The following is a 24,224-nucleotide window of genomic DNA, read 5'->3' as shown; positions in this document are numbered from 1 at the left end:
GTGACCATCGGGTGTGCGGCCCGGCGCTCGATTCGGCTGCACCGTCCGTGGTCTGCGCAAACGCCCCGCACAATGCTTGCTGAGTGCACGCACCGGCCCCGCGGGCCGCGCCCTGCCGCCCGGAAACCGGCACGAGCGATTTCTTCGTGACTTCTCTCAGCCGGTAGCCTCGGTCTTCATGACCTCAACGATGGCCCCCGGGGCCCCGGCGCAGACGTACCGCGTCAAGGGCAGCGCTCTCGGTCTCGCCATCGTCGTCCTCTCCGGCATGATGTTCCTCGCCGTGCTCGACGGCACCGTGGTCTTCGTCGCCATGCCGAAGATCCAGGACGCGATGCACCTGTCGGACGCCGCCAAGGTGTGGGTGTACGGCGCGTACGCGGTGACCTTCGGCGGCTTCATGCTGCTCGGCGGCAGGCTGGGCGACACCTTCGGCCGCAAACGGATGTTCATCCTCGGGGTCGCGGGATTCACGCTCGCGTCCCTCCTCACCGGCTTCGCGACCAACGAGGCGTGGCTGCTGGCCGCCCGGGCGGGGCAGGGCCTCTTCGCCGCGATCGCCTGTCCGACGGCGCTGGCGCTCATCGCGACCACGTTCGCGCCCGGGAAGGCGCGTAACCAGGCCTTCGCCATCTTCGGTGCAATGGGCGGCCTGGGCTCTGTTGCCGGGCTCGTCGCAGGCGGTGTGCTCGCGACGATCGACTGGCGACTGGTCTTTTGGATCAACGTTCCGGTCGGCATCGCCTGCGTGGTCGGAGGCTACTTCGCCCTCGAGGAGTCGGCCGCCGAGCGTCGGCACGCCCTTGATGTGAAGGGAGCGATCCTCGCAGTCGCCGGCTGCGTGACCGGCGTGTACGCACTCACCGCTGGACCGGAGGAACATTGGAAAAGCCCGGCCGTTTACGCCGCCGCCGCTGTCAGCGTCGTCTGCCTCGTAGCGTTCCTGTACGTCGAGCGATCCGCGAAGAACCCGATCCTGCCCTTCTCGCTGTTCCGTAACCGGAATCGTGTCGCCGCGATGATCGCGATCCTGATCTGCGGTGCTCTGATCCCGACCTTGGGCTTCTACGTTGCGCTCACCTTCCAGCAGGTGCTCGGTTACACCCCGTTGCAATCGGGTCTCGCGCTCGTACCGTTCGCCGTCGGCATGGGCATTTCGGTGGCCGTCGCCTCGAAGCTCGTGGTGAAGTACCAAGCGCGATGGCTGGTACTGATGGGTGGAATCATCGTCTTCGTGCCGTGCCTCTACGTGCCGACCCTCATGACGAAGGATCCCGCCGAGGTCACGTACTTCCCGTACATCGCGCTGCCGGTCTTCTTCATCGGCATCGGCGTGGGCTTCGCGATCATGTCGTTGCCACTGTGCGCCCTCGCGGGTGTGCGCCCGTCGGAGATCGGACCCATGTCCGCGTTGGTCGAGGTGTGCCAGAACCTCGGCGGCATCATCGGTCTCGCGTCGGTTCAGGTTGTCGTAACCTCGCGGATCATGAAGGAGGGCGGCCCCACCTCCGGTGAGCTGAGCAATGACCCGACTGTCCACGCTGAGCAGCTCAAGGCACTCGCCTCGGGGTATGGACTCGCGTTCATCTCCTGCGCCGCGATCCTCATCCTGGCCGGCCTCGTCGTGGTGCCCTTCATGCGGTTCACTCCGGAGGAGGTCGCCGAGGGGCAGGCGGCCCAGGAGTCCAGCAAGTCCGGTGGTGCGATCCCGTCGACCTCGTTCCCGGCGCAGGCGCTCGAACACGACGATGACGACGTCGACGACGACTGGGAACCGATCGAGGGCGATGTCACGTCCGGATCCTTCCCGGCGGTCAACCGCGCGGACTTCGACCGCGCGTACAACGAGCAGCCGGGCGACCCCGAGCCGGTGTACTTCACCGACCGGTTCCGCGCGATCAAGCGGCCGCAGGCCCCGCAGCAGCCGGCGCAGCACCGGCCGGCGGCGCAGCCGCCGCAGCGGTCGGCCGCGCCCCAGCCCGCCGCGTCCCAGCCGGTCGCGCCGCAGGCGTACTCGCATCCCAGCGATCCGCTGCCGCGCACCGGCCGGCCGGGCGAGGGGCTCGCCGGCGTCGCTCGCCCGTCCGGCCCGATCCATCGGGAGAGCTCCGACCTGCCGCGCCCGCCGGAGCCCCCGCAGCAGCCACCGCGGCCCGCGGCGGATCCGCAGTACCGGCCTCCGGCCGGCGCGCCGCAGGCACAGCATCGACCGAGTGCGCCGATCCAGCGGCCGAGCGCGCCGATACAGCGCCCCAGCGCGCCGATCCAGCGGCCGAGCGCACCGGTGCAGCGGCCGAGCGGTCAGGTCCCGCGGTCGGCGCAGCCGCCGCTGTCCGGCCCGGCCCGGCCCGGACACCCCGGCGGGCCGAGCCCGGAGCACCCCGGCGGCGCCCTCGGGCGTCCGGGACAGGCCCCGCGCCCGAGCGGCCCGGTGCGGCGTCCGAGCGGTGCCGTTCAGCGCCCCAGCGCCCCGGTCCAGCGCCCACCGGCGCCGCCGCAGCAGCAGGCTCCGGCAGGCGGCCGACACGCGCTGCCCGAGCCGGACGGCATGCACCATCCCGAGGCGTCGCCGCAGGCCGAGCGCGTCAGCCGCGCCCGCCGGCACCGCCTCGAGGAGGACTGACTCGGCGGGTCAGCCGGCGGTGACGATCGTGACCTCGGTGGGGGACGAGAGCTCGGCGCGCAGGCCCGCCTTCTCGGCCACCTTCACCACGGCCTTCGCGTCGCCGGGCTCGGCGCGCGTGACCACCAGTGCCCGGGCCAGCAGGCCCTTGTGGTGCTTGTTGAAGTGCGAGACCACGGCGCGCGAGCCGTCGGGTTTCTCGGTCACGACGGTGGCGGTGACCGCTCCCGGCACCTTGCCGAGCGCCGCATAGCCACCGGACCTCAGGTCGACGACGAGGCCGCGGTCGGCGGCGGCCAGCGCGTCGGCGAGGTCGGGCTTCCACTGCGCGGCGAGCGTTCCGAGTCCCGGCAGCTTCGATCCCGACGAGAGCCGGTAGGCGGGGATCGGATCGACGGCGCCGACCACCCCGAACAGCGCCGAGCCCACGGCCAGCCGGGCGTCCGCCTTCGCGCGCTGCGCCTTCGTCAGGCCGCGCACGTCGAGGGCGTCGTAGAGCACACCCGTGTACTGCTCGATCGCCGGACGGGTGGGCGCGGTGCGGAGCGTCCGGTTCCGTTCCAGCTCGTCGGTCTGCCCCTCGGACAGCCCCAGCGCCGCGCGGGCGGCACCGTCGTCCTGTGAGACGGCGATGAGCGCGTCGAGGAGGCGTTCGCGGGTCGGCGTGAGCGACGGGAAGGCCAACGCGCCCAGGTCCAGCGGCGCGCCCTTCCCGCCACCGGCCTTGGTTTCGGACGGGGGAAGCAGGATCAGCACACCGGACACACTAAGCTGTGGCGTCGTGATCACCCGATTCTCCCAGCTGTTCCTGCGCACGCTCCGCGACGACCCGGCGGACGCGGAGGTCCCCAGCCACAAGCTGCTCGTCCGCGCCGGCTACGTGCGGCGCATCGCCCCCGGCGTCTACTCCTGGCTGCCGCTGGGCCTGCGGGTGCTGCGGAACGTCGAACAGGTCGTGCGCGAGGAGATGAACGCCATCGGCGGCCAGGAGATCCTGCTGCCCGCGCTGCTGCCACGGGAGCCCTACGAGGCCACGAACAGGTGGACCGAGTACGGCGACAGCCTGTTCCGGCTCAAGGACCGCAAGGGCGCCGACATGATGCTCGGGCCCACTCACGAGGAGATCTTCGCCCTCACCGTGAAGGGCGAGTACAACTCGTACAAGGACCTGCCGGTCATCCTGTACCAGATCCAGACCAAGTACCGCGATGAGGAGCGGCCCCGCGCCGGCATCCTCCGCGGCCGCGAGTTCGTGATGAAGGACAGCTACAGCTTCGACACCTCCGACGAGGGTCTGGCCGAGGCGTACGCCAAGCACCGCGCCGCCTACCAGCGGATCTTCGCGCGCCTGAACGTCGAGCACGTCATCGTCTCCGCGACGTCCGGTGCGATGGGCGGCAGCGCCTCCGAGGAGTTCCTCGCGGTGAGTGAGGTCGGCGAGGACACCTACGTGCACTCGACCGAGTCGGACTACGCGGCGAACGTGGAGGCCGTGGTCACGCCCGCGCCGCCGGCGATCCCGCTCGACGGGCTGCCGGCCGCGCAGGTCTACGACACTCCGGACGCCCCCACGATCGACACGCTCGTCGCCTGGGCCAACCAGGGGGCCGACGGTGGCTCCGTCCTCGGCCGGGAGGTCACGGCGGGCGACACCCTCAAGAACGTCATGGTCAAGACCCGCGCGCCGGGCGGCGACTGGGAGCTCCTGGGCGTCGGGGTGCCGGGGGACCGCGAGGTGGACTTCAAGCGCCTCGAGGCGTCGCTGGAGCCGACCGAGGTCGCCCTGCTCGAGGAGGCCGACTTCGCGAAGTACCCGTTCCTGGTCAAGGGCTACATCGGGCCGAAGGCGCTGCAGGAGAACGAGGTCCGCTACCTCGTGGATCCTCGTGTGGTCACCGGCACCGCGTGGATCACGGGCGCCGACGCGCCGGGGCGGCACGTCGTGAACCTCACCGCGGGCCGCGACTTCACTCCCGACGGCACCATTGAGGCCGCCGAGGTCCGCGACGGCGATGCCTCGCCCGACGGCAAGGGCGTGCTCAAGTCGGCCCGTGGCATCGAGATCGGCCACATCTTCCAGCTGGGCCGCAAGTACACCGACGCCTTCGAGATCGACGTGCTCGGCGAGAACGGCAAGCCGGTACGGCTGACGCAGGGGTCCTACGGCGTGGGCGTCTCGCGCCTCGTCGCCGTCATCGCCGAGCAGCAGCACGACGACAAGGGGCTGCGCTGGCCGAAGGGCATCGCCCCGTTCGACGTGCACGTGGTCATCGCGAACAAGGACGAGGGGGCCTGGACCGGCGCCGAGTCGCTCGCCGCCGAGTTGGACGCCGCCGGCCTGCAGGTGCTGCTCGACGACCGCAAGGCCTCGCCCGGCATCAAGTTCAAGGACTCCGAGCTGGTCGGTGTGCCCACGGTGGTCGTGGTCGGTCGCGGCTGGGCCGACGGTGTGGTCGAGCTCCGCGACCGCCTCACCGGCGAGTCCCGCGAGATCCCCGTCGCCGACGCCGCCGCGGAGATCGTCGCCGCCGCGCGCTGACGCCGCCCCTCAGACGCAGGAAGCCCGCACCGACCGGTGCGGGCTTCCTGCGTCGTGCGAAGGGCCGACGTCAGCCCAGCAGCGACAGCAGCGAGTTGCCGGTGTCGAACTCTCCGGAAGCGACCAGCCCCACCCCGACGATCACGAGGATGACGCCGAGCACGATGTACACGATGCCGAGAACCAGACCGGCGATGGCCATGCCGTGGCCCTGCTGGCCGGTCTTCTTGGTCTGGTTCATCCCGACGGCGCCCAGGACGATCGCGGCGATCGCCATGAGGAACCCGACGACCCCCACGTACGGGATGCACGTGAGCGGGAAGGCGAGGACGCCGACCGCGAGCGATGCGATCGCGAGGCCGTTGGTGCCGGTCGGCTGGCCGTAGCCGGGCGCGGGGTAGCCCGGCGCGTTCTGGCCCGGGTAGGCGGGGAAGCCCTGCTGTCCGTAACCCGGCTGGCCGTAGGGATCCTGACCGTACGGCTGCTGCCCGTACTGCTGCTGGCCCGGGTACTGCGGGGGCGCGGCGTACGGGTTCGACGGTGCCGCATACGGATCCGCGGGCGCACCGTACGGGTTCTGCTGCGCGTACGGATCCGCGGGTGCGGCGTACGGGTTCTGCTGCGCGTACGGATCGGCGGCCGGTGCCGCGTAGGGATCCGCCGGCGGGGCGTACGACGGGGGCGCGGTGTACGGATCCGGCTGCGCCGTGTTGTGCACGGTGGTGGCCGCGTCGGGATCGCCGGCGACGTCCTGTCCGGCGGGCGCGTCGCCGTCGCGCTTCGTCAGGTCGGGCGCGGCGGGCTTCGGCTCAGCCGGGCGGATCACCGTCGGGTCGTAGGTCCCGTCGCCGGGCTGCTGCGGATCGCTGGACGTCATTCCCCGAGTGTAAAGGCAGGCAAAGGGAACGTCAGGTGCGGATACCGGGGAACGGCGTGGTCACCGGGGACGCTCCGAGCGCGGCGCGCCAGCGGGCCCCGCGGACCGCGGCGTCCCCGAGCCCGGTGACGCCGAGGTGCCGGATCCCGTCACCATCGGCGTGGGACAGTACGTTCCGATGCGCCGCGGCGGTGTCGTCCTCGGCCGCCGCGGCGACCTTGGCGGCACTGACGGGGTCGGTGACCGGCTCGGGCGGGGTGTACGCGGGAGCCGCGGCGGGAACTTCGACGCCGGCGGCACTGAGCACCCGCGCCAGGGCGTCCCGCTGTGAGCGGTGCTCGGCGGCGTACGTCGCGATCTCGGCCTTCCGGGTGGGGGAGGCGTACGCCTCGACGAGCCCGTACAGGTAGACGGCGGCGTGCTCGGACGTGACCGCGGCGGCGACGGCCTCCTGGGCGGGGGTCATCCGAGCACCACCTCCGCGTGGACGCGCGTCGCGGCGGCCACGGAGCCGAGCAGCGCGGCCTGGTAGCCGGACGCGGCGACCGCTGCATCTCCCGCGTCCTTCGCCGACCGGGCGAGCTGGGCGCGCAGCGATTGGCGGTTCAGCGGCGACGGCGCCGCGGCGGTCGACGACGGTGCGGCGGTGACGGACGTCGGGCGCTCGACGTACCGCGACAGCTCGTCGGCCAGTGCCGTGGCGTGCTGGCCGCGCTGATCCGCGATGAGTCGCAGCTGCGGTCCGGCGGCCCCGTCGAGCACGGCGAGGCCCCGGGCGGCGTCCGCGTCGGCCTGGGCCCGGGCGGCCGCGGCCTGCAATCGCACGGCCTGCGGGTCGTCGGCGCGGTCCTCGGGGGTGGTGCACCCCGCCAGTGCGGCCCCGCCCGCGAGGGCGCCCCCCGCGAGGAGGACGGATGTCAGGGCGGTGCGACGGTCGATGCCGGGACGGGACGGGGAGTCGTCGTCGCGGCTCGGGGATGGGGCGATCACGGGGCGAGTGTAGCGAGACGCCCGGGTACACTGGCTGCAGCGTTCGACACCGGGCACGTCCGGTGACAATTTCACAGGGAGGCGCGTATGGCTTACGACGAGGCGAAGGTGTTGGCCGTCATCGCGCCCCACCTGGATGCGGCCGGGCTCGACCTGGAGCGGCTGAAGATCAACAACGCGGGCACCAAGTCCTCCATCGCCGTGGTCGTCGACAGCGACGCGGGTCCCACCCTCGACGAGTTGGCGGAGGTCGCACGGACGCTCTCCGCCGCGGTCGACGACGCGGACGACGTCTTCGGTGCCCAGGCGTTCACCCTCGAGGTCACCACGCCCGGTGCGGAGCGCCCGCTCACCGAGCCGCGCCACTGGCGGCGCGCCCGCGGACGCCAGGCGGCGATCGAGCTGACGGACGGTACGAACCTCCTGGCCCGGATCGGGCGGCTCACGGAGGACGGGCCGCGCGGGGCGACGGTCACCGTCGTGCTGCCGGGGGTGAAGGGGGCCGCCCCGACGACCCGTGATCTCGACCTCGCGGAGGTGGCCGCGGCCGCCGTCCGCGTCGAGTTCCGCAGGCCGAACCCCAAGGAGATGGAGCTCTCGGGCATCATGCCCGGGCGCGTGGAGTCGGGTGCCGAACCGGAGGACCTGACGGGCGAGGACGCCGGTGCGGCGCAGAGGAATGAGGACTAGATGAACATCGACATGGCGACCCTGCGGGCGATCGAGGCGGAGAAGGACATCTCCGTCGACACGGTCATCGAAGCGATCCAGGTGGCTCTCCTCACCGCGTACAAGCACACCGAGGGGCACCAGCCGCACGCGCGGATCGACGTCAACCGCCGCACCGGCGAGGTGAAGGTGCTGGCGCAGGAGCTCGACGCGGACGGCAACATCATCACCGAGTGGGACGACACCCCCGAGGGCTTCGGCCGCATCGCCGCGGACTCGGCGCGCCAGCTCATCACCCAGCGGCTGCGCGACGCCGAGAACGACCGCACCTTCGGTGAGTTCGCCGTCTACGAGGGCGAGGTCGTCTCCGGTGTGGTGCAGGCCGACGCCCGCGCGGCGGCCCGCGGTTTCGTCGTGGTCCGCATCGGCAGCGAGCGTGAGGGCCACGAGGGGCTCCTGCCGCCCGCGGAGCAGGTGCCGGGGGAGACCTACGAGCACGGCGACCGGATGAAGTTCTACGTCGTGGGCGTGAGCCGCGGCCAGCGCGGCACCCAGATCACCCTCTCGCGCACCCACCCGAACCTGGTGAAGAAGCTCTTCGCGCTCGAGGTGCCCGAGATCGCCGACGGCAGCGTCGAGATCACCTCGGTGGCGCGGGAGGCGGGGCACCGCTCCAAGATCGCGGTGCGCACCTCGGTCGCGGGCCTCAACGCCAAGGGCGCCTGCATCGGCCCGATGGGCCAGCGCGTGCGGAACGTGATGAGCGACCTCGAGGGCGAGAAGATCGACATCATCTCCTACGACGACGACCCCGCGGTCTTCGTCGGCAACGCCCTGTCGCCGTCGTCGGTGGTGTCGGTGACCATCGTCGACGCCAAGGAGAAGGCCGCCCGCGTAGTGGTCCCGGACTTCAAGCTCTCCCTCGCGATCGGCAAGGAGGGGCAGAACGCCCGCCTCGCCGCCCGGCTCACCGGCTGGCGCATCGACATCCGCTCCGACGCGGAGGGTGCGGAAGCGAAGTGACGAGGAGGCCGGGCGGGATCCCCGGCCCCGGGCCGGGAACCGGCGTGCACGGCGACGCCCCGGGGCCGGTCCGCACCTGCATCGGATGCCGGCGCCGGGCCCCCGCGGGCGAATTGGTCCGGGTGGTCGCATCCGCGCCGGTCGACGGTGCGCGGACCGTCGTGGTGGACGGGCGGCACCGGTTGCCGGGGCGGGGCGCGTGGTTGCACGACGACCCCGGCTGCCGGGAGCAGGCACGGAAGCGGAACGCCTTCCGCCGGGCCCTGCGGGTCTCCGGCCCGCTCGACGACTCCGCGGTGGGGTGACGTCGGCGGGCCGGGCCGTCAGTCGGCCGCGGAACTGCTTCCGAGGAGCTCACGGACGCGGTTCGCGATCCGGATGAACTCCGGCCGCTCCATCGTGTCCGCGTAGTCCCGCTCGGCCGGCAGGTCCACGGCGATGTCCTCGACGATCCGGCCCGGGCGCGGGCTCATCACGACGACCCGGTTCGCGAGGTAGACGGCCTCGGCGACGGAGTGCGTGACCAGCACGACGGTCGTGCCCGTTTCCCGCCAGATCCGGTGCAGTTCGACGTTCATCTTCTCGCGGGTGAGCGCGTCGAGAGCGCCGAACGGCTCGTCCATGAGCAGCACGTCCGGTTCGTGCATGAGCGCCCGGCACAGGGACACTCGCTGCTGCATGCCGCCGGACAGTTCGTACGGCATCGCGTTGGCGAAGCCCGTGAGCCCCGTCATCTCGAGGAGATGATCGCAGCGCTGCGCGGCGGCCTGCTTGGGCATGCCCCGCATCTCCGCCTGCAGGAGGATGTTCTTGCGGACGTTGCGCCACTCCAGCAGCGCCGCGCGCTGGAAGACGTAGCCGATCTCGCGCTGGGGCCCGGCGACCTTCTTCCCGCGGAGGAGCACCTCGCCGCTGGACGAGTCGGTGAGTCCGGCGACGACCTTGAGGAGGGTCGACTTACCGCATCCCGAGGGGCCCGCGATGGTGACGAACTCGCCGTCGGCGACGGTCAGATCGACGCCCTCGATCGCGGTGGTGGTGCCGCGCTTGGAGGAGAAGGTGACGGTGAGGTCGTTCACCGCGATCGCCGCGGGTGCGGTCTGCAGCCGTTCGGTGGTGGCGGACATGGACATGGCGCCTACTTCCCGGCCGCGGTGAACGACGGATCCCAGTAGTTCTGCGGCGGATTCGCGGCCTTGAGCAGGCCGGCCTGGTTGAGCGTGGCGATGGTGGTCTTCCAGTCCTCCTCGGCGTTGACCCCGGGGCCCTTGTCCTTCGTGGCGGGGGTGGACAGCAGCGGAATGGTCTGGCGCCACTGCGCGAGCAGGACGTCGCGGGGCGGCATCTGCGGATCCTTGCCGGCCATCGCGTCGACGGCGGCCTCGGGGTTCGCCACGGCCGCGGCGAAGGCTTCGCGGACGGCGTCGAGCATGGACTTCGCGAGGTCGCGCGAGCCGGTGATCGTCTCGTCCGCGGCGATCAGGCCGTTGCTGTAGAAGTTCAGGCCCGCGTCGGAGTAGCGGAGGTAGCGCATCTCCCGCCCGCTCTTCGCGGCGATCGTCGGGCCCTGGTCGTGGGCGAAGCCGATCAGCCCGTCGACCCGTCCCGAGAGCAGGGCGGACATCTTGCCCGCGGCGTCCAGGCTCTGCTGCGTGACCTGGTCGGGCTTGAGGCCGACCTTGTCGAGGTAGATGGGGAACGTCGTGGTGGGCGCGTCGCCCGCGGAGACCGCGATGGTCTTGCCGGCGAGGTCCTGCGGGGTGGTGATGCCGGAGTCCGCGAAGACCTGTACCGCGGACGGCGTGGTCTGCAGGAAGACCGAGAGACTCTTGACCTTCACGCCCTTGTCGATGTTGCTGAGCACGGCGGGCGTATCGGCCCAGCCGAAGTCGGCCTTCCGGGATCCGACGGCCTGGACGGTCTTGGTCGAACCCTGGCCGGCGTCGATCTTCAGATCGATGCCGTGCTTGGCGAAGATGCCCTGCGCGACACCGAGATAGAACGGGGCGTGCTCGCCGTACGGGTACCAGTTGAGCATCAGCGTCTTCTGCGCGCCTCCGCCGGGGCCGGCGGAGGGGGAACCGTCGCCGCTCCCTCCGCCGCAGGCGGTCAGGGTGAGGGCGAGGGCTCCGGTGGCCGCGACGGTGGCGGCGATGCGGCGGGGGAACTTCATGGTGACTCCTGGGGAGGGTGGGCGGTCAGGCGCCGGGGATGGTGGACGAGGTCGCGCGGCGCGAGGAGTGCCACGGGATGAGCAGCTTCTCGGCGATCTCGATGACGGCGAAGAGCGCGATGCCCAGACCGGACATGATGATCAGGGCCGCGAACAGCATCGCGGTGTCGACGTTGCCGTTGGCCTGCAGGATGACGTAACCCAGGCCCTCGTTGGAGCCCACGAACTCGCCGACCACGGCGCCGGTCACGGCGAGCGTGGCCGCGACCTTCAGGCCCGACATGAGCTGGGGGAGCGAGGCGGGGAATCGGACCTTCGCGAACGTCTTGAGGCGGCTGGCGCCCATGGTGGAGGTCAGCTCGAGGATCTCGGGATCGACCGATCGCAGGCCGGCGAGCCCGGAGATGGCGATGGGGAAGAAGGCCATCAGCACGGCCACGAGGATCTTCGGCGTGGGCCCGAAGCCCAGCCACACGATGAACAGAGGTGCGATCGCGATCTTCGGAATGACCTGGGCGAACAGGATGAGGGGGTAGAGCGTCTTCTCGACGCTCGGCGAGTACACCATCGCGACCGCGACCAGTTCGCCGATGACGGCGGCGATCACGAAGCCGATGATGGTCTCCCAGGTGGTGACCCAGGTGTGGTCGGCGAGGTAGGCGGCGTTCTCGCGGGCGACGTTCCAGGTGTCGGCGGGCGAGGGGAGGATGTACGGCGCGACCAGTTCGGCCTTGGTGACCGCCCACCACGCGATGCAGAGGACCACGATCAGGGCGATGGGGCGCCAGAGGCTCGCGAGGGTGGATCCGGGCGCGAAGGTCGGACGTTGTCGCCTGGGAACCGGTGTCGCGGTGCGAGACGGTTCTGCCGGCGCGGATACGGCCATGGGCAGTTCCTATGTTCGAAGTGCCGGGTACGACGACCCGTTGGGAATGCGCTTTCCGAAGCGAGTTCGACGATAGCGTGATCCAGCACACAGTGTCAACGGATTCGGTGAATCCGCGGCCGCGCTCAGCCGTCCAGGGCGGTGCTCCTCCGCAGGACCACGCGGCCCGGTACGCGCTCGCGCAGGCCGGTGTCGTCGGCGTCCGTCCGGAGCGCGAGTTCCACGGCGCGCGTGCCGATCTCCTCCAGCGGGAGGGCGACGGTGGATAGGCTGGGCGTGTGATCCCGCAGCGTCGGGATGTCGTCGAAGCCCGCGATGCAGACGTCTTCGGGCACGGTGAGTCCCCGCTCGCGCCAGGCGGCGATCGCGCCGATCGCCATCACGTCGGTCACCGCGAAGACGCACGCCGGCGGGCCGCTGCGCGGAGCGCCCAACTGCAGGGCGTCGGCCAGCCGCCGGGCCGCCGCGTACCCGCCGTCGCGGGTGAAGTCCCCGGACACCTCCACCAGCGGGGTGAGGTCGTGCCGCGCGAGCGCCTCGACGAATCCGGTGCGGCGGTCCACCGCGGTGCGGATGCTCGCGGGCCCGCCGATCACGGCGAACTCCCGATGGCCCGCGGCGATCAATGCCTCCGCCAGTTCGCCGGCCCCGCTACGGTTCTCGGGCTCCACCGCGCTGCCGAAGGCGAGTGGCTGGCCGATCACCACGACCCGCCCGCCGTCGGCCCGGTAGCGGCCGAACTGCGCTTCGAGATCGCGGTCGAGATCGCCGCTCTGGCGCGAACCGGCGAGGATCACGGCGTCGGCGCGGTGGGCGATGAGGGTGCCCACCGCCTCGCGCTCGACGTCGAAGTCGCGATCGGTGCTGGCCAGGAGCACCTCCTTCGCAGCGGTGCGGGAGGCGGTCTGCACGCCGCGCACGATCGACGAGAAGTACGGGTCGGCGATGTCGTGCACCACCACCCCGAGGAGCCCCGTCGACGATCGGGCCAGGGCCTGGGCCTGTGCGTTCGGGACGTAGCCCAACTCGAGTGCCGCGGCGCGCACGCGATCGGCGACGTCCTCGCGGGGAACCCGGCTCGAGCCGTTGAGGACCCGCGATGCCGTCGACTGGGAGACGCCCGCGCGTTGCGCGACGTCCTGCAGGGTGACCGCCATGTCGTGTCCCGTCTGTGTGGCCGCAAGGGGTGCTCCGGCGCCGGAGCTTGACGCGTGCTGCCGGTCTAGCATAGCTTGGAATGCGCATTCCGAAGTGCAACCGACCGCAATGTCCGCGGGTGTCGATCGACGCCCGCGCCCGAAGACGGGGCACACCTGATGACTCATTCCGCACTTCCCTCCCGCCGCACCCTCCGGATCGCCATGAACGGCGTCACCGGCCGCATGGGGTACCGGCAGCACCTGGTCCGCTCGATCCTTCCGCTGCGCGATTCCGGGCTGCGGCTCGAGGACGGCACGCTCGTGGACGTCGAACCGATCCTGGTGGGGCGCAACGCCGAGCGCCTGCAGGAACTGGCCGCGCAGCACGGCGTCGAGCACTGGACCACCGACGCCGCGGCGGTGATCGCGGATCCCGCGGTGGACGTCTACTTCGACGCGCAGGTCACCTCGCGCCGTGTCGCGGCCCTGACGGCCGCGATCAAGGCGGGCAAGCACGTCTACACGGAGAAGCCGACCGCCGAGACACTCGTCGAGGCCGTGGAGCTCGCTCGGCTGGCGCAGAACTCCGGCGTCGTCGCCGGCGTCGTCCACGACAAGCTGTACCTTCCGGGCCTCGTGAAGCTGCGGAGGCTCGTGGACGAGGGCTTCTTCGGGCGCATCCTGTCCATGCGCGGCGATTTCGGCTACTGGGTGTTCGAGGGCGACGGTCAGCCCGCGCAGCGGCCCAGCTGGAACTACCGCGCGGAGGACGGCGGCGGCATCACGGTGGACATGTTCTGCCACTGGAACTACGTGATGGAGGGCATCCTCGGGCCGGTCCGTGCGGTCACCGCGAAGGCCGTCACCCAGATCCCGGTGCGGTGGGACGAGAACGGGAAGGAGTACGCCGCGACCGCCGACGACGCCGCGTACGGCATCTTCGAGATCGACGGCGGCATCATCGCGCAGATCAACTCGGCGTGGACCGTCCGCGTGCACCGGGACGAGCTCGTCGAGTTCCAGGTCGACGGCACGCACGGTTCCGCCGTCGCCGGGCTGCGCGGCTGCGTCGCCCAGCACCGGTCGAACACGCCCAAACCCGTGTGGAATCCGGACCTGCCGGTCACCGAGTCCTTCCGCGACCAGTGGCTCGACGTGCCCGCGAACGCCGACCTGGACAACGGCTTCAAGCTGCAGTGGGAGGAGTTCCTGCGCGACGTCGTGGCCGGACGCCCGCACCGGTTCGGACTGCTCTCGGCGGCGCGCGGCGTCCAGCTCGCGGAGCTCGGGCTCGCCAGCTCCGAGCGCGGCATGCGCCTCGAGGTCCCGGAGATCGAGCTGTGAGCGCCCCGGCCGGTACGAGCGCCGGACTGCTCCTACCCCTCGACGGCGAGCTCCGCCCGCACCGGCTCGGCGAACCGGGACCCTGGCAGCGGCCCACCGCGCCCATCACCTCACGCGTGGCGTTCGCGGCGGCGCACGTCGTGCCGCGGACCACGGCGGACAACACCCCCGGTGCGCCGGCCGACCTCGACTGGGACGCGACCCTGGCCTACCGCCGGGAACTGTGGTCGTACGGGCTCGGCGTCGCGGAAGCCATGGACACCGCGCAGCGCGGCATGGGCCTGGACTGGGCGGCGACGGCCGAGCTGATCCGGCGCAGCTCCGCCGAGGCGCGGGCGGTGGGAGGCCGGATCGCCTGCGGAGCGGGGACGGACCAGCTCGACCCGGCCACGCTCCCGTCCGGCCGGGCCGGGCTGCGTGCGATCACGGACGCCTATCGCGAGCAGATCGAGGTGGTGGCCGGCGCGGGCGCGCAGGTGATCCTCATGGCCTCGCGCGCCCTCGCGGCCGTGGCCGAGTCCGCGGAGGACTACCTCACCGTCTACGGAACCCTGCTCGCCGAGGTCGACCGCCCCGTCGTCCTGCACTGGCTGGGCGAGATGTTCGACCCGGCCCTGCGCGGGTACTGGGGCAGCGCCGACGTGGGAGAGGCGACGCGGACCTTCCTCCGCCTCATCGAGGAGAACGCGGCGGCCGTCGACGGCGTCAAGGTCTCGCTGCTCGATGCCGGCCACGAGATCGCGCTGCGGCGCGCACTTCCCGAAGGGGTGCGGCTGTACACCGGCGACGACTTCAACTACCCGGAACTCGTGGTCGGTGACGAGCACGGTCATTCGGACGCGCTGCTGGGGATCTTCGCCGCGATCTACCCCGCGGCCTCCACCGCCTTGCAGGCGCTCGATGCTGGGGACGCCGCCCGCGCGCGGGCGATCCTGGACTCCACCCGCGACCTCGGCCGCCTCGTCTTCGAAGCGCCGACGTACTACTACAAGACGGGGATCGCCTTCCTGTCCTGGCTCAACGGCCGGCAGCCGGGCTTCGTCATGGTGGGCGGGCTCGCGACGGGTCGGTCCGTCGAACACCTGTCCCGGGTCTTCGTGCTCGCCGACCGCGCCGGCCTGCTGCGCGACCCCGAGTACGCGGCCCGCCGCATGCGCGGATACCTCGAAGTGAACGGAGTCCTGGGATGACCATCACCGCAACGCAATCCGTCGCCGCCCCGGGCGGTGCCGGGAGCACCGGGTGGGAGCGGCTCTCGCTCAACACCCGCACCACCGCGTCCTGGACGCTCCGCGAGGCCGTCGAGGGCGCCGCTCGTGCGGGCCTGCCGGCGGTGGGCCTGTGGCGCGACCGGCTCGAGGAGGCGGGTGTCGACGAGGCCGTGCGGGTCCTCGCCGACAGCGGCCTGCGCGTCTCGAGCCTGTGTCGGGGCGGCTTCCTCACCGGTCACGACGACGCGGCGCTCGACGACAACCGTCGCGCCCTCGACCAGGCGGCCGCCGTCGGCGCGCCCGAGCTCGTGATCGTGGCGGGGGGCATGCCCGACCGGGACCTCCGGGGTGCCCGCCTGCGCCTCGCCGACCGGATCGCCGACCTCGCGCCGTACGCCGCCGACCGCGGCGTCCGGCTCGCGCTGGAGCCGCTGCACCCGATGTACTGCGCGGACCGCGCGGTGATCTCCACCCTGGGACAGGCACTGGAACTCGCCGCCCCGTTCCCGGCGGAGCAGGTCGGCGTCGTCGTCGACGCCTTCCACGTGTGGTGGGACCCCGAGCTGGCCGACGCGGTGGCCGCGGCGGGCCGCGCCGGACGGATCAGCAGCTACCAGATCTGCGACTGGCTCGTGCCCATCGCCGCGGACCCCCTGCTCTCCCGCGGGATGATGGGCGACGGCGTGGTCGACTTCGGATACCTCACCGAGCTGGTCACGGCGGCGGGCTACCGGGGCGACATCGAGGTGGAGATCTTCAATCAGGAGATCTGGGACACCGATCCGGCGGCGGTGGTCGACAGCATGAAGGAGCGGTACCGCGAGCTGGTGCTGCCCGGCCTGCGGTCCGGCGCGTGAGGGTCCTCGTCGCCCCGGACTCCTTCAAGGGATCGCTCGACGCGGCGGCGGTCGCCGCCGCCCTCCGCGAGGGGTGGCTGGGGGCGCGCCCCGGTGACGATGTGATCGCCCTGCCGCAGGCCGACGGCGGCGAGGGCACGGTCGCGACCGTCGCCGCCGCGCCCGGGTGGGCGGACCGGTACACCGTCGTCACCGGACCGGATGCTCGCCCAGTCCGCGCGCGCTGGATCCGCGACGGCGCCGGTACGGCCGTCGTCGAGCTCGCCGAGTCGTCCGGCATCGCGCTCCTCGCGGCCCCGGACCCCATGGCCGCCACCTCCCGGGGGCTCGGTGAGGTGATCCGCGCCGCGCTCGACGACGGTGCACCGGCCCTGCGGGTCGGGCTGGGCGGCTCCGCCAGCACCGACGGTGGCCTGGGTGCCCTCACGGCGCTCGGGTTGCGCGCCCTCGACCGACGGGGGCGGCCGCTGGGACGCGGGCCCCTGGCGGCCGTCGCCGCCGTCGACGTCGAGGGGCTGATCCCGGTGCCGGCGGGTGGCGTCGAGCTCCTCGTGGACACACGCGCGCCGCTGCACGGGCCGGACGGCGCCGCGCACGTCTTCGCGCCGCAGAAGGGAGCCGATCCGGCGCAGGTGCGCGAGCTCGACGACGCCCTGCGCGCGTGGGCGGGCCTGCTCGCGGCCGCGGGATGTGATCCGGCGCTCGCGGACGCGGCCGGCGCGGGCGCCGCGGGCGGCGTGGGCTTCGGCCTGATGTGCTGGGGAGCGAGCGCCGTGTCGGGCGCCGACCGGATGGCGGACCTCACCGGGCTCACGGAGCTGCTGCCGACGGCCGACCTGGTCATCACGGGGGAGGGCCGGTTCGACAGCACCTCCGCGACCGGCAAGGTCGTGGGGCGCATCGTTCGCCGATGCGCGGCGCTGCGGGTGCCCGTCGTGGTGGTCGCGGGGCAGGTCGCGGCTGGTCTGGGCGACCCGGACGCGGCGGGCGGCACGCTCGCGCTGACCGATCTGGCGGGTTCCGCGGCGGCCTCGCTCGCCGCGCCGCAGCGGTGGCTGCGCGTCGCCGGCGACCGCGCGGCGAATCGATTTGCCACGACGCGCTATTATTGACAACGGTCTGAAGACGGCAGGTCTGCAGTGGCCGCCGGACGGAAGAATCGAAGGAATCGAGCTGAAGACATGAGCACACCGTGAAGCACCAGCGATGAACGGCAATCGGAGTTACTAACCGAGGTCGGCGGGACCTGCAGTGCCCTCGACCTCGCAGATGAGGAGAGTAGTGGCAGGCAAGGCCCGCGTGCACGAGTTGGCTAAGGAACTCGGTGTCACCAGCAAGGAAGTTCTCGCACGGCTCAGTGAGCAGGGCGAGTTCGTGAAGTCCGCGTCGTCGACGGTGGAAGCACCCGTCGCGCGACGCCTGCGCGAGTCGTACGGATCCAAGTCCGACGGCGGCGCCAAGCCGGGCCCCGCCCCGGCGAAGAAGCCCGGCCCCGCGGCCGCGAGCACCCCGGCAGCAGCGGCACCGGCCGCGGATGCCCCCCGTCCCACGTCGGCTCGTCCCGGCCCGCGCCCGGCGGCGCCGGCCGCGCCCGAGCCCGCCCCGGAGCCCGCCGCACCGGCGGCTCCCGCGGCGAGCGCCGCACCGTCGGCGCCCGAAGCCCGTCCGGCGGCGCCCGCCGCACGCCCGGGCCCGCGCCCGGCCGGCCCGAAGCCCGGGCCGCGCACCCCGAAGGTGGGCAACAACCCGTTCTCCTCGCAGGCTCCCGTCGAGCGTGCGCCGCGCCCGCAGCCGGGCCCCGGTGGCCCGCGTCCGCAGGGCGGCGCCCGTCCGGCTCCGGGCCAGGGTGGTCCGCGTCCGCAGGGCGGCGCGCGCCCGGCTCCGGGCCAGGGTGGTCCGCGTCCGCAGGGCGGCCGTCCCGCGGCCGGTCCCGGCGGCCCGCGCCCGACCCCCGGCAGCATGCCTCCGCGCCCGACCCCGGGTGCGATGCCGCAGCGCGCCGCGCGCCCGGCCGCACAGGGCCGCCCCGGCCCCGGTGGCCGTGGCGGGCCCGGCGGGCGTCCCGGCGGTGGCGGCGGCTACCGCGGTGGGCCCGGCGGTACCGGCACCGGTGCTCCCGCGGGCGGTTTCCGCGGGCGTCCGGGCGGTGGCGGCCGTGGCCGCCCCGGCGGCACCGCTGGTGCGTTCGGTCGTCCCGGTGGCGCCCCGCGCCGTGGCCGCAAGTCGAAGCGGGCGAAACGCGCCGAGTACGAGAACATGCAGGCGCCGATCGCCGGTGGCGTCCGGCTGCCCCGCGGCCAGGGCGAGACCATCCGTCTCGCTCGCGGCGCATCGCTGAGCGACTTCGCGGAGAAGATCGACGCGAACCCGGCTTCGCTGGTCCAGGCGCTGTTCAACCTGGGCGAGATGGTCACGGCCACCCAGTCGGTGAACGAGGAGACCCTCGTGCTGCTGGGCGAGGAGATGAACTACGTCGTCCAGGTCGTCAGCCCCGAGGACGAGGACCGCGAGCTGCTCGACAGCTTCGACCTCACCTACGGCGAGGACGAGGGCGGCGAGGAGGACCTCGAGTACCGTCCGCCGGTGGTCACCGTCATGGGCCACGTCGATCACGGTAAGACCCGGCTGCTCGACACGATCCGCAAGGCCAACGTCCGCGAGGGCGAGGCCGGCGGCATCACGCAGCACATCGGTGCCTACCAGGTGCTCACGGAGCTCGACGGCAACGAGCGGCTCATCACCTTCATCGACACCCCGGGTCACGAGGCGTTCACCGCCATGCGTGCCCGTGGTGCGAAGGCCACCGACCTCGCGATCCTCGTGGTCGCCGCCGACGACGGCGTCATGCCCCAGACGGTGGAGGCCATCAATCACGCGCAGGCGGCCGACGTGCCGATCGTCGTGGCGGTCAACAAGATCGACAAGGAGGGCGCGCAGCCGGAGAAGATCCGCGGCCAGCTCACCGAGTACGGTCTGGTGCCCGAGGAGTACGGCGGCGACACGATGTTCGTCGACATCTCCGCGAAGCAGGGCACCAACGTCGACCAGCTGCTCGAGGCGGTCCTGCTGACCGCCGACGCGTCGCTGGACCTGCGGGCCAACCCGGACATGGACGCGCAGGGCGTCGCCATCGAGGCGCACCTCGACCGCGGCCGTGGCCCGGTCGCCACCGTGCTCATCCAGCGCGGCACGCTGCGCGTCGGCGATTCGATCGTCGCGGGCGACGCGTACGGTCGCGTCCGCCGCATGGTCGACGAGAACGGCGACGACATCTCGGAGGCGACCCCGTCGCGTCCGGCGCAGGTCATCGGCTTCACGTCGGTGCCCGGAGCGGGTGACAACCTGCTCGTCGTCGACGAGGACCGGATCGCCCGGCAGATCGCCGACCGGCGCGCGGCGCGCAAGCGCAACGCCCTGGCGGCGCGCTCGCGCAAGCGCGTCTCGCTCGAGGATCTGGATGCCGCGCTGAAGGAGACCAGCCAGCTCAACCTCATCCTCAAGGGCGACAACTCGGGCACCGTGGAGGCGCTCGAGGAGGCCCTGCTCGGGATCGAGGTCGACGACGAGGTGCAGCTGCGCGTCATCGACCGCGGCGTCGGTGGCGTCACCGAGACGAACGTCAACCTGGCGTCGGCGTCGAACGCGATCATCATCGCGTTCAACGTGCGGGCCGAGGGCAAGGCGACGGAACTCGCGAACCGTGAGGGCGTGGAGATCCGGTACTACTCGGTGATCTACCAGGCGATCGACGAGGTCGAGGCCGCGCTCAAGGGCATGCTCAAGCCGGTCTACGAGGAGAAGGAGCTCGGCCAGGCCGAGATCCGCGCGATCTTCAAGTCGTCCAAGGTGGGCAACATCGCGGGTTGCATGGTCCAGTCCGGGATCATGCGGCGCAACGCGAAGGCGCGCCTGCTGCGCGATTCGGCGGTCGTGGCCGAGAACCTCACCGTCACGTCGCTCAAGCGCGAGAAGGACGACGCGACCGAGGTCCGCGAGGGCTACGAATGCGGTCTGACGCTCTCGTACTCCGATATCAAGATCGGCGACGTGATCGAGACCTACGAACTGGTCGAGAAGCCGCGCGACTGATCCCGGGATCGGGTGCGGCCGGCGCGATCCGCGCCGGCCGCACCCGCCCGACTATCCCCGGGGCCGGGTGGCCCGAGAAGATGTTCACAGGTGTCATCGAAGTAGACCTGCTCCTGGGTGACGTGCATTCGCTCAAGCACAAGCGTTCCGTCCTCCGTCCGATCCTGGCCGAGCTGCGCCGGTTCTCCGTCAGCGCGGCCGAGGTGGGCCATCAGGACCTGCACCGTCGCGCCCTGGTCGGGGTGGGGCTCGTCGGCCCCGATGCGGGCCACGTCGGCGAGGTCCTCGATCGGTGCGAACGCACCGTCGCGGGGCACCCCGAGGTGGAATTGTTGTCGGTGCGGCGTCGCCTGTGGGGCCCGGAGGACTGAACCTCACGGTCGTGCGGCTTCGGTCGCAGGTTCGCCGCAGGATTGAGTGTGGTGGACGCAGGTGCCGACGCCGCAGTGCCACACCGGGATATGCTCGCTGTTCCATCGGTTGATCGCACCGTTCCACCGATTGATCGTTCGACGTGTAAGGGAGGACTGGCCATGGCTGACCCGGCACGGGCCGCTCGGCTCGCCAAACGGATCGGGACCATCGTCGCGACCGCGATCGAGCACGACATCAAGGATCCGCGGCTCGACTACGTCACCGTCACCGACACCCGGGTGACCAACGACCTGCACGATGCCACGGTCTTCTACACGGTCATGGGACCGACGCTCGACGTCGAGCCCGACTACGAGGCGGCCGCGGCCGGCCTGGAGAAGGCCCGCGGTCAACTGCGCAGCAAGGTCGGCGCGGGCACGGGGGTGCGGTTCACCCCCACGCTGCGGTTCGAGCTCGACGGCGTGCCCGCCGCGGTCGCGAACATGGAGGCGCTGCTCGCCAAGGCGCGGGAGCAGGACGAGCGGGTCGCGGCCGTCGCCGCCACCGCCACACCGGCGGGCGAGGCCGACCCCTACAAGCACGACGACGAGGACGCCGACGACGACCCCGACGGGGACGAACGGTGACCGACGCCGCAGACGCCGCCGCGGCGGCGCTGCAGGGCGCCCGCAGCGTGGCGGTGTACTGCCACGTGCGCCCCGATGCCGACACCCTCGGCTCGGGTCTCGGCCTCGCGCGGGTGCTCCGCGCCCGCGGCGCGGCGGTCACCGTGAGCCACCCGGGCCCGGACCTGCCGTCCGGGATCGGTCTGCTTCCGGGTGTGGACACCTTCACCGCCCCGATGGCCGACGCGGACGTGGCCGTCGCGGTCGACTGCGCCAGCTCGGAGCGGCTCGCGGGGCTCGAGGAGTCCTTCCACGGTCATCCCGTCAGGGTGGTCATCGATCACCACGCGACGAACACCGGATTCGGCACCGTCGACCTGATCGATCCCGCGGCGAACTGCACCACGGAGCTCGTGCTCGCGGTCATCGACGCGCTCGGCGCGGAACTGGACCCGGGCACGGCCGACTGCCTGTACGCGGGCCTCATCACGGACACGGGTTCGTTCCGATGGGCGACACCCGCCGGGCACGTCATGGCGAGCCGGCTGCTCGCCGCGGGCGCGCGCGGCCGGGAGCTCTCGCGCGATCTGCTCGACAGCCATCCCCGCGCCTGGTTCGCGATGGTCGCCGCGGTGCTCGGCTCCGCCACGGCGGTGCCGGAGGCCTTCGGTGGGCGCGGCGCCGTGTACGCCGTGTGCCGCGCGGCGGATCGCGGGCCGCTGGGCTGGGACGCCGCCGAATCGCTCATCGACCTCCTGCGCACGGCCGAGGACTGCGAGGTCGCGGCCCTGTTCAAGGAGAGCGACGACGGCGAGTGGTCCGCCTCCCTCCGCGCGCGCACCGACCTCGACGTCTCCGCGCTCGCCCGCGGCTTCGGCGGCGGCGGGCACCGGCTGGCCGCGGGGTACTCCGCCACCGGTTCCAGCGACGACGTCGTCTCCGCCTTCCTGGCCCGGGTCTGATCGCGGGGAAGGATCGCGTGACCGGGACCTCCGTCGCGCCCGCCGGTCTCGGTAGGCGCATCGTCGGGCAGGCACTGCCCGCGCTCGGCGTGCTCGCCGCCGAGCCCCTGTACCTCCTGTGGGACACCGCGATCATCGGCCGCCTGGGCGCGCTCCCGCTGGCCGGACTCGCCGTCGGCGGGCTGATCCTCGCGACGGTCTCGACGCAGCTGACCTTCCTGTCCTACGGCACCACCTCGCGCTCGGCGCGCCGCTACGGTGCCGGCGACCGGGACGGCGCCGTCGTCGAGGGCGTGCAGGCCACGTGGATCGCGCTGGCGGTGGGCGGCGTGCTGCTCGCCCTCGTGCAGGGCTTCGCCGGCCCCGTGACGCGGGCGGTCGCGGGCCGTGCGGAGATCGCCGCCGCGGCGGAGTCCTGGGTGCGCGTCGCCGCGTTCGGCATCCCGCTGATCCTGGTCACCATGGCCGGCAACGGCTGGCTCCGCGGGGTGCAGCGGCCGCGCGCGCCCCTGGTCTTCGTGCTCGTCGGGCTGGGCCTGTCCACCGTGCTGTGCCCCGTCCTGGTCTTCGGGTGGGGCGGAGCGCCGGACCTGGGACTCGTCGGATCCGCCTGGGCGAACCTGGCCGGGCAGGTCCTGAGCGGCGCACTCTTCCTCGGCGCAGTGATCCGCGCGGCCCGGGAGGGCGGCGGCGCGGCGGCCCTCCGCCCGCGGCCCGACCTGGTGCGTGCACAACTGGTGCTGGGGCGCGACCTCATCGTGCGGAGCCTGTCCTTCCAGGTCTGCTTCGTCTCCGCGGGCGCGGTGGCCGCGCGTGCGGGCGCGCAGTACGTGGGCGCCCACCAGATCGCGATGCAACTGTGGAACTTCGTCGCGCTCGTCCTGGACTCGCTGGCCATCGCCGCGCAGACCCTGGTGGGCGCGGCGCTCGGCGCGGGGGACACCGGCGCCGCACGGTCCCTCGGCCGCCGTGTGACCGCCTGGTCCACGGCGTTCGCCGTCGGGATCGCGGCGGCACTCGCCGCGCTGCAGGGCACCCTGCCGCGCCTGTTCACCACCGACGCCGCCGTTCTCGATGCCCTCACCGTGCCGTGGTGGTTCCTCGTGGGGATGATCCCGATCGCCGGCGTGGTTTTCGCGTTGGACGGAGTGCTGCTCGGGGCCTCCGACGCCGCGTTCCTCCGGTCGGCGACGATGGCAGCGGCCCTCGCCGGCTTCCTCCCGCTGATCTGGCTGTCCTACGCGTTCGGATGGGGCCTCGCCGGGATCTGGTCCGGGCTCGCGGCGTTCATGGTGCTGCGCTGCGTCGCGGTGGTCGCCCGCTTCCTGGGGCACCGGTGGGAGCGGGTGGGCACCGCGCCGGCGTGACCGGCTTGCAATGCGGCCCTGAATACGATCCTATGTTGCATATGGCATTCACTGTGATTACCACCACGGCCGCGCTCCGCAGGGCCCTCGCCGGGGCGGCGGTGGTCGCGGCGTGCGGCGCAGCGGTCGCCTGCGCCCCGTCGGACCCCGAATCGGTGCCCTCGTTCACCGTGAATCCCTCGGCGACGCAGAGCGCGCCCGCCGGCCCGTCGTCGGCGCACGCCTCGGCGTCGTCCTCGGTGCCCGCCACCACCACCGCGCCCGCTCCCGCGGTCACCCAGGAGCAGCCGGCCGAAGCGCCGTACACCCCGCCGACCACGACCTACCCGACGGCCGGGACCACGACGGCCGCGCCGACCACCACGCAACAGCCGTACCCCACCACCGTGGTGATCCCGCCCGGCATCGACCTGCCGCCGGGTGCCCCTCGCACCATCACGATCCCCCCGGGCCTGCCCTTCCCGCGCTGACCGTGCACCTCGGCCCCGGGGCGCG

General features: G+C 72.4%; 23 protein-coding genes. 15 read left to right on the top strand and 8 right to left on the bottom strand.

Going from position 1 to position 24,224, the window contains the following annotated elements; genetic code table 11:
- Positions 1–178: 178 nt before the first annotated feature.
- Positions 179–2,623 (top strand): MFS transporter, encoded by a 2,445-nt coding sequence (locus ELY19_RS21935; RefSeq protein WP_227967029.1) that lies wholly within the window; start codon positions 179–181, stop codon positions 2,621–2,623.
- A 9-nt stretch (positions 2,624–2,632) separates the two neighbouring features.
- Here ELY19_RS21935 and yaaA read toward each other — a convergent pair whose 3' ends face one another.
- Positions 2,633–3,379 carry a peroxide stress protein YaaA gene (gene yaaA, locus ELY19_RS21930; RefSeq protein WP_126198378.1) on the bottom strand — a complete coding sequence of 249 codons (747 nt, stop codon included), beginning with the start codon at positions 3,377–3,379 and terminating at the stop codon, positions 2,633–2,635.
- A gap of 25 nt (positions 3,380–3,404) precedes the next feature.
- Here yaaA and ELY19_RS21925 point away from each other — a divergent pair, with 25 nt between their 5' ends.
- Complete coding sequence (locus ELY19_RS21925) at positions 3,405–5,162, top strand: proline--tRNA ligase (protein WP_126198377.1); 1,758 nt, start codon at positions 3,405–3,407, stop codon at positions 5,160–5,162.
- Positions 5,163–5,232: 70 nt separating this feature from the next.
- Here the strand turns inward: ELY19_RS21925 and ELY19_RS21920 are convergent, their stop codons facing one another.
- From ELY19_RS21920 to ELY19_RS21910, 3 genes are read right to left on the bottom strand one after another with little or no spacing between them, the layout of a single operon-like run.
- Positions 5,233–6,039 carry a DUF4190 domain-containing protein gene (locus tag ELY19_RS21920; protein WP_126198376.1) on the bottom strand — a complete coding sequence of 269 codons (807 nt, stop codon included), beginning with the start codon at positions 6,037–6,039 and terminating at the stop codon, positions 5,233–5,235.
- A 31-nt stretch (positions 6,040–6,070) separates the two neighbouring features.
- A complete protein-coding gene (locus tag ELY19_RS21915; protein WP_126198375.1) occupies positions 6,071–6,505 on the bottom strand; it encodes a DUF4439 domain-containing protein in 435 nt (144 codons plus the stop codon).
- Positions 6,502–7,029, bottom strand: a complete 528-nt coding sequence (locus ELY19_RS21910) for a hypothetical protein (RefSeq protein WP_126198374.1) — start codon at positions 7,027–7,029, stop codon at positions 6,502–6,504. The genes ELY19_RS21915 and ELY19_RS21910 overlap by 4 nt, the downstream gene beginning before the upstream one ends.
- An 87-nt stretch (positions 7,030–7,116) precedes the next feature.
- Here ELY19_RS21910 and rimP point away from each other — a divergent pair, with 87 nt between their 5' ends.
- Genes rimP through ELY19_RS21895 form a run of 3 tightly spaced genes read left to right on the top strand, consistent with a single transcriptional unit; the run spans position 7,117 to position 9,026 of the window.
- Positions 7,117–7,719 (top strand): ribosome maturation factor RimP, encoded by a 603-nt coding sequence (rimP, locus tag ELY19_RS21905; protein ID WP_126198373.1) that lies wholly within the window; start codon positions 7,117–7,119, stop codon positions 7,717–7,719.
- A complete protein-coding gene (gene nusA / locus ELY19_RS21900; protein ID WP_126198372.1) occupies positions 7,720–8,721 on the top strand; it encodes a transcription termination factor NusA in 1,002 nt (333 codons plus the stop codon).
- Positions 8,718–9,026 (top strand): YlxR family protein, encoded by a 309-nt coding sequence (locus ELY19_RS21895; protein WP_227967027.1) that lies wholly within the window; start codon positions 8,718–8,720, stop codon positions 9,024–9,026. Before nusA ends, ELY19_RS21895 begins: the two co-directional genes overlap by 4 nt.
- Positions 9,027–9,044: 18 nt before the next feature.
- Here ELY19_RS21895 and ELY19_RS21890 read toward each other — a convergent pair whose 3' ends face one another.
- The 4 genes from ELY19_RS21890 to ELY19_RS21875 all read right to left on the bottom strand — a co-directional run bounded on the left by ELY19_RS21890 (position 9,045) and on the right by ELY19_RS21875 (position 12,937).
- On the bottom strand, positions 9,045–9,848 hold the full coding sequence (locus ELY19_RS21890) for an ABC transporter ATP-binding protein (RefSeq protein ID WP_126198371.1): 804 nt from the start codon (positions 9,846–9,848) through the stop codon (positions 9,045–9,047).
- A gap of 11 nt (positions 9,849–9,859) precedes the next feature.
- On the bottom strand, positions 9,860–10,894 hold the full coding sequence (locus ELY19_RS21885) for an ABC transporter substrate-binding protein (protein WP_126198370.1): 1,035 nt from the start codon (positions 10,892–10,894) through the stop codon (positions 9,860–9,862).
- Positions 10,895–10,919: 25 nt separating this feature from the next.
- Positions 10,920–11,780 (bottom strand): ABC transporter permease, encoded by an 861-nt coding sequence (locus ELY19_RS21880; protein ID WP_126198369.1) that lies wholly within the window; start codon positions 11,778–11,780, stop codon positions 10,920–10,922.
- Positions 11,781–11,905: 125 nt separating this feature from the next.
- The gene (locus ELY19_RS21875) at positions 11,906–12,937 is read right to left on the bottom strand and encodes a LacI family DNA-binding transcriptional regulator (RefSeq protein WP_126198368.1); all 1,032 of its coding nucleotides are present in this window, start codon (positions 12,935–12,937) and stop codon (positions 11,906–11,908) included.
- A gap of 159 nt (positions 12,938–13,096) precedes the next feature.
- On the opposite strand from ELY19_RS21875, the gene ELY19_RS21870 reads away from it, so the two are divergent.
- The 10 genes from ELY19_RS21870 (at position 13,097) to ELY19_RS21825 (ending at position 24,199) form a co-directional block, all read left to right on the top strand.
- Complete coding sequence (locus ELY19_RS21870) at positions 13,097–14,263, top strand: Gfo/Idh/MocA family protein (protein WP_126198367.1); 1,167 nt, start codon at positions 13,097–13,099, stop codon at positions 14,261–14,263.
- Positions 14,260–15,453, top strand: a complete 1,194-nt coding sequence (locus tag ELY19_RS21865) for a dihydrodipicolinate synthase family protein (RefSeq protein WP_126198366.1) — start codon at positions 14,260–14,262, stop codon at positions 15,451–15,453. Before ELY19_RS21870 ends, ELY19_RS21865 begins: the two co-directional genes overlap by 4 nt.
- A complete protein-coding gene (locus ELY19_RS21860; RefSeq protein WP_126198365.1) occupies positions 15,450–16,331 on the top strand; it encodes a sugar phosphate isomerase/epimerase family protein in 882 nt (293 codons plus the stop codon). Before ELY19_RS21865 ends, ELY19_RS21860 begins: the two co-directional genes overlap by 4 nt.
- Positions 16,328–17,443, top strand: coding sequence for a glycerate kinase family protein (locus tag ELY19_RS21855; RefSeq protein ID WP_126198364.1), 1,116 nt, complete (start codon positions 16,328–16,330; stop codon positions 17,441–17,443). Before ELY19_RS21860 ends, ELY19_RS21855 begins: the two co-directional genes overlap by 4 nt.
- Before the next feature lie 169 nt (positions 17,444–17,612).
- Positions 17,613–20,420, top strand: coding sequence for a translation initiation factor IF-2 (gene infB, locus ELY19_RS21850; protein WP_126198363.1), 2,808 nt, complete (start codon positions 17,613–17,615; stop codon positions 20,418–20,420).
- A gap of 80 nt (positions 20,421–20,500) precedes the next feature.
- On the top strand, positions 20,501–20,791 hold the full coding sequence (locus ELY19_RS21845) for a DUF503 domain-containing protein (protein ID WP_126198362.1): 291 nt from the start codon (positions 20,501–20,503) through the stop codon (positions 20,789–20,791).
- 162 nt (positions 20,792–20,953) lie between these two features.
- On the top strand, positions 20,954–21,421 hold the full coding sequence (gene rbfA / locus ELY19_RS21840) for a 30S ribosome-binding factor RbfA (RefSeq protein ID WP_126198361.1): 468 nt from the start codon (positions 20,954–20,956) through the stop codon (positions 21,419–21,421).
- The gene (locus tag ELY19_RS21835) at positions 21,418–22,362 is read left to right on the top strand and encodes a DHH family phosphoesterase (RefSeq protein ID WP_126198360.1); all 945 of its coding nucleotides are present in this window, start codon (positions 21,418–21,420) and stop codon (positions 22,360–22,362) included. Before rbfA ends, ELY19_RS21835 begins: the two co-directional genes overlap by 4 nt.
- Entirely contained in the window at positions 22,362–23,729 is a 1,368-nt protein-coding gene (locus ELY19_RS21830) for an MATE family efflux transporter (protein WP_374101485.1), read from the top strand. The genes ELY19_RS21835 and ELY19_RS21830 overlap by 1 nt, the downstream gene beginning before the upstream one ends.
- 53 nt (positions 23,730–23,782) lie before the next feature.
- Positions 23,783–24,199, top strand: a complete 417-nt coding sequence (locus ELY19_RS21825) for a hypothetical protein (protein WP_126198358.1) — start codon at positions 23,783–23,785, stop codon at positions 24,197–24,199.
- Positions 24,200–24,224 lie beyond the last annotated feature (25 nt).

Origin of the sequence: Tsukamurella paurometabola (assembly GCF_900631615.1) — a bacterium.
Classification (GTDB): Bacteria; Actinomycetota; Actinomycetes; order Mycobacteriales; family Mycobacteriaceae; genus Tsukamurella; species Tsukamurella paurometabola_A.
The sequence above is the reverse complement of the archived record's forward strand: the minus strand, read 5'-3'. Positions and strand labels throughout refer to the sequence as shown.